Genomic DNA, 5,065 nt, shown 5'->3' on the forward strand with positions numbered 1-5,065 from the left:
CTGGCCACTCAACTCGGAAACGTTCTCCAGGTCAGCGGGCGTGGCGCGGTGGGCGCGGCGCGGGGCATGGGCCTTGGCGGGAGTGGTGGGGGTGTGGCTCATGGGTTCTTGATCTTTCCCCCGCCAAGGGCACTTTCGGCCCATTCGGCGAGCAGGGTTCGGTCAATCTTGGAGTTGTGACGCACATCCGTGGGGTGGGCCTTGAGCACCAGCACGGCAGCCAGATCCAGTCCGGTGGCTTCAACGACGGCGGCGCGCACCTTGGCGGCCAACGCCGGCCGGGCCAGACCCACGGAACGTGACGCAGGTTGGGTTTCGCACACGGCCACCGGGACCTGAGCGCCCTTGCGCCCCACACCCACGATGGCGGTGCGCCCGACTCCGGGGACGTCCCCGGCTGCGTGTTCGGCCGCAACGGGGGCCACCACACCGGCGGCGGTGTGCAACACGTGGCTCAAGCGGCCTTCCACCCACAGGCGACCCTTGGCATCAAAGTGCCCGACGTCGCTGGTGGAGTGCCACCCAGCCACCCGCGTGGATTCGTTCTCCGTGATCCACAGGTTGTCGTAGCGGTCCTTCATGTGAGGAGCCTGCGCCACGATTTCACCCAGAACACCGGGTTCTTCCGTGAGATCACCTGCAGGGACGCCGTCGTGATCCAGCGGCCGGATGCGGATGGTGGCGCCGGGAACCGGGGTCCCCACGCAGACGCCGCTGCCGGCACCCTCAACCCGCGGGCTGCCGTGCAGACCGGACTCGGGGTCCTGGGGCTGTGCGTCCACGGTGGCCTCACGGATGGTGGGCAGATCCACGTCCGTCAGGGGCAGGCACTCGGTCATGCCGTAGGGCGTGTGCAGCACGGCATTGGGCAGCAGGTCCTGCAGATCCTCCAGCAGGGTGGGCGGCAGCGGAGCACCTGCTGAGAGCATGAGCTTGACGTTGCCCAGTGCTTGGCGCTGGTGCTCGGAGAGTTCACCCTGGGTGGCCAGGATGTTGACTATTGCCGCAGGGGAGGCGAACACGGAGGTGGCCTCAATGGCACCGGCGGCATCTGCCAGGGCACGAGCCGTGAGCGTCCGGGGCTTGGTGACATCCATGTCCGGGGTCACGGACGCAGCCCCCATGGCCGGAGCCAACAGGGCAAACGGTGCAAAGGCGGCCACCAGGCCGGTCCCGGGACGCAAACCGCACACGGCAGCCACTGCATCCCGCATGGCAGCCATCTGACGTTGGGTGTAGACCACGCCCTTGGCAGGGCCCGTGGAGCCGGAGGTGAACAGCACGGCGGCATCAGCTTCCGGGTCCAGCTCCGGGAACGGAATGGGCTGGGACTTGGCCAGCTCCCGCACCGTGTGCTCAACACCTAGAGCCTTGGCGCGCACAGGATCCATACCGGTCACGCTGATCCGGGTTCCTGGCCAACCGAAGGCCTTGGCAGCAGCCAGCGCCCGCGGGATGCCCACCAGCCACTTGGGGGAGGCACCCTTCAAGGCCCGGGACAGTCCCTTGGCCCCCAGACCCGTGTCTGCCACCACAATCACAGCACCAATGCGGAAGCAGGCGTAGATCATGGTGGTCAGATCGGTGCCCGGGGGAACCATCAGGTTGATCCGGTCCCCGGGTCGAACGCCCACGTTCAGCAGCCCGGAAGCAATGCTGTTGACGCGCTGATCCAACTCGGTCCAGGACAGCCGCTTCTTCACGGCAGGTTCGTTGTTGTTGGTGGCCGGGCCCATGTCAGCGGTGGCCACCTCCCAGGCATGAGCCTGCTGTGCGGCACGCTCGCTGAGACCCATGTGGAAGGGCTTGAAATCAGCAGGCAGGGGATCGGAGGTCCCGCCGGGACGTGCTGCCTGGTGCTGCTGGCGGTGCGTGGTGTCATCCACGAACGTCTCCGTGAGCCACCGCAAGATCGGCTCCTGGACCGGACGGTCCTGGGGCAGCAGATGGTTGGCACCCTCATAGCGGTGCACGGTGGCCTGGGGGAGGCGCTGCATCACGTCCTGCAGATACTGCTCCTTGAACACCGGGTCCTTGGTGCCCCACAACAACAGAGCCGGCACGGTGGCAGTGGCCACCCAGGCGGCGGTGCGCTCATAGCGGGAGTTGGACGGGTGGCCCTCAAATGCGGGAATGTCCGCCACAAAGTTCTGAATGCCCTGACGGCGTTCGGCAGTGGCGTACGGGGCCTCGAACGCGTCCTGGATTTCCTCCGGAATGCCCGAATCCACCAACGTCACGGAAACGTTCAAGAACGCCTTGGACTTGGAGGTCAGGGACCCGTGAACAGCTGGGGCCAGGGCCAGGCGCAGCGGTGCGGGGATGGGTCCGGTTGCAGGATCGTGGTGAATGGCCGTGTTGGTCATGATGATCCCGGCATGGGCCCGCGGATGCAGCTCCGCCCACCCCATGGAGATCAATCCACCCCAGTCGTGCGCCAGGGTGACCACGCGGTCTTCGTCGTCGAGCCCCAAGGCGGCGGTGAGGTCACTGAGGTCCTGGATGCGGTCCTCGTAGCGCCGGTTCAGCCCGGTGCGCTCGGAGAAGCCCATGTCCAGGTGATCCACGGCCACCACGCGCCACGGGTGTTCGGCTTCCGTGGCCGCCGTGATCACATCACGCCACAGGTAGGACCAGGTGGGGTTGCCGTGGACGGCCAGAATGGTGCCCACCGGTTGTTTGCCTTCTGCCTCCAGCACGGAGATGTTGTCCAGCACATGCCAGCGCCGCAGGCGGCCGCGAACGGGCTCACATGCCGCGTTGGATGCCACCTCAACCGTGGTGGACCACCGGGGATCAAGACCCGGCAGCCCAGTGTCCGTGAAGGGCAGGTGGGGGGTTGCAGTTGCGGATGTGTTGCCCGAGTGACTCACCAGTCGATCTCCATGAAGGTCGCGTTCAGTCCGGATCCCACACCCATGGCCAGAACCCGTTGTCCGGGTTGGAAGGCACCCTCGGCCTGCTGGGCCAAGGTCATGGGCAGTGCTGCTGCAGCCACGTTGCCCCAGAAGGGGAAAGTGCGCGGCAGCTTGTGCGGGGGGATGCCGATGTCGTTTTCGGTCTTGTCCGTGTGAGAGGTGGAGACCTGGTGGGCGATCACCCAGTCGAAGTCATCCCACTCGAAACCCTGCGTACGGGCTTCTTCCCAGGTGGCGGTCAGCAGGCCCACACCGTGCTTGAGCAGGCCGGAGGCGTCTGTGAACATGCCGTCGAACCCGCCGATGCACAGTTCGTGGTGTTCGGTGGCCGAGCGGGTCACGGAGGTGCGGATGCGGTGACCATCAGGGTGGGCATCAGCCTTGCCCACCACTGCCGCTGCTGCGCCGCAGCCCAGGGTCAGGGTGGCGAATTCGCGAATCACATCCGCGCGCGTCACACTCGGCTGCTTGAGGCGTTCAAAGGCCTCCCGGTGCCAGCGGGTGGGATCCTCACCGGCCACAACCACCGCGTAGTCCACGGCACCGGCATCCACCATGGTGGATGCCACGGTCAAGCCGTTGACAAAGCCCAGGCATGCGTTGGTGATGTCAAAGTTCAGGGTTGAGGAAGGCATTCCCAGTCGGGCGTGCTCAGAAACGGACAGTGCGGGCTCGTAGCCGTCGCGGGTCACCGAACAGTTGACCAGCAAACCCACCTGATCCGGGGTGACACCGGCCTCGTCCATGGCGGCCTGGGCGGCTTCCACGGCGCCGTCGGTGTAGTGGCGGCCCGGGGACCACTCGCGGTGTTCCTTGACACCGGCCAGTCGCTCGAGCAACCCGGTGGGCAGCTTAAGACGTTCGAACGTCTCAGCGAGCTTCTCATCGGCAGTCTCCGACTTGACGACCACATCCGCCTCTACCTTCTTGATGGACAAGAGGGAGGCGTTCTGGTGGCGGATGATCGAGTTTCCTGGCAAAGCACGGCGCTTTCTTCGAACGGACTGGGGACAGCTTGGGCCAGTCTAACGATCGGTGGGAAGCCCCCTGCGCATCGGTGCCTGTGTTCTCCCGTGGCGGAGGCGGTGCCACCCGGGCGTTAGGATGCTGCCGACCCCCTGACTAGGAGAAGACCCCCGTGCACTTGAAGACCCTCACCGTGCGTGGCTTCAAGTCCTTCGCCTCCGCCACCACCTTTGAGTTCGAACCAGGGGTGACCTGTGTGGTGGGTCCCAACGGGTCCGGCAAGTCCAACGTGGTGGACGCCCTGTCCTGGGTCATGGGGGAGCAGGGTGCCAAGACCCTGCGCGGCGGCAAGATGGAAGACGTCATCTTTGCGGGGACCTCCGGGCGCCAGGCGTTGGGGCGGGCGCAAGTTTCGCTGACCATTGACAACACCGACGGCGCTCTGCCGATCGAGTACACGGAAGTCACCATTGCCCGGACCCTGTTCCGCACCGGTGGTTCCGAATACGCCATCAACGGCCAATCCTGCCGACTGCTGGACATCCAGGAGCTGCTCTCCGATTCCGGGCTGGGCCGGGAGATGCACGTGGTGGTGGGGCAAGGCCAGTTGGATCGCATTCTGCACGCCACCCCGGAGGAACGCCGCGGTTTCATTGAGGAGGCTGCGGGGATTCTCAAGCACCGGCGTCGTAAGGAACGCACGGTGCGCAAGTTGGAGGGCATGCAGGTCAACCTGGATCGCCTGGAGGACCTGCTGGCTGAGATCCGCAGGCAGCTCACCCCGCTGGGACGCCAGGCCAAGGTGGCCAGGCGTGCCCAGCGCATCCAGTACGACGTCCGGGACGCCCGTGCGCGTCTGCTGGCCGATGACCTGGTGCAGGCGCAGTCGGCGCTGGCCGTGGACGTGGACACCGAGCGCCGGCTCAAGGAGGAGAAGGAGGCCGCAGAGCGCGACCTGGCCACCGGCCGCACGCGTCAGGAGGAGTTGGAGACACGTGCCGCCCAGGCCACACCGGCGGTGACCGCAGCCCGGGAGACCTGGTACGAGCTCACCGCGTTGCGCGAACGCCATCGGTCCTTGCAGCAGGTGGCCTCCGAACGACGACGTCTGCTGGGCACCGCTGAGCAGACCCCCTCCACCGATCGTGATCCCGAGCGACTGGCCGAACAGGCCCGCCGCA

At 66.3% G+C, this 5,065-nt stretch carries 3 protein-coding genes; 1 reads left to right on the forward strand and 2 read right to left on the reverse strand.

Features of this window, described 5'->3' with window-relative positions:
- Window positions 1-98: 98 nt before the first annotated feature.
- A complete protein-coding gene (locus L979_RS13700; RefSeq protein ID WP_231559556.1) occupies window positions 99-2,873 on the reverse strand; it encodes an alpha/beta fold hydrolase in 2,775 nt (924 codons plus the stop codon).
- Window positions 2,870-3,898 (reverse strand): 3-oxoacyl-ACP synthase III, encoded by a 1,029-nt coding sequence (locus tag L979_RS13705; protein WP_047692801.1) that lies wholly within the window; start codon window positions 3,896-3,898, stop codon window positions 2,870-2,872. Before L979_RS13705 ends, L979_RS13700 begins: the two co-directional genes overlap by 4 nt.
- A gap of 158 nt (window positions 3,899-4,056) precedes the next feature.
- Between L979_RS13705 and L979_RS13710 the strand changes: the two genes are divergently transcribed.
- On the forward strand, window positions 4,057-5,065 hold a 1,009-nt coding region (locus L979_RS13710; protein ID WP_047692803.1), incomplete at its 3' end, for a chromosome segregation SMC family protein.

Source organism: Kocuria sp. ZOR0020 (genome assembly GCF_000800955.1).
Taxonomy (GTDB): domain Bacteria; phylum Actinomycetota; class Actinomycetes; order Actinomycetales; family Micrococcaceae; genus Kocuria; species Kocuria subflava.